Raw genomic sequence first — 508 nt, forward strand, 5'->3', positions numbered from 1 at the left:
GCAGCACGTCTTCGGCCTCGAACGTGGTTTGGGCGTAGCGCAGGCACACGGCCATCATTTTGCCGGCAAACTTGTCAGGTGAACCTGATGATGTCGCACGCCTGCGGCACCGGGGCCGAAGTGCCGCCGCAGCTGGTGCGTCTCATGCTTTTCCTCAAGGCCCAGAGCCTGAGCTACGGCCACAGCGGCGTGCAGACCGCCACCGTTGAACGCCTCGTGGCCATGTACAACCGCGAGCTGCTGCCCGTGGTGTACGAGCAGGGCAGCCTAGGCGCCTCCGGCGACTTGGCCCCGCTGGCCCACCTGTGCCTGCCGCTACTGGGCCTGGGCGAAGTGAACTACCAGGGCTACCGCCTCGCCGCGGCCGATGCCATGAGCCTCTTCAGCTGGGAGCCGCTGGCGCTGCAGGCCAAGGAAGGGCTGGCCCTGCTGAACGGCACCCAGTTCATGCTGGCCTACGCCGTGGACGGCGTGCTGCGCGCCAAGCGTCTGGCCGATGCCGCCGACG

General features: G+C 67.9%; 1 protein-coding gene. It reads left to right on the forward strand.

The window, feature by feature from the left end; all coding sequences use genetic code 11:
• Window positions 1-87 precede the first annotated feature (87 nt).
• On the forward strand, window positions 88-508 hold a 421-nt coding region (locus tag ACYVDE_RS26045), incomplete at its 3' end, for an aromatic amino acid lyase (protein WP_460504393.1).

The organism is Hymenobacter agri (assembly GCF_054778495.1).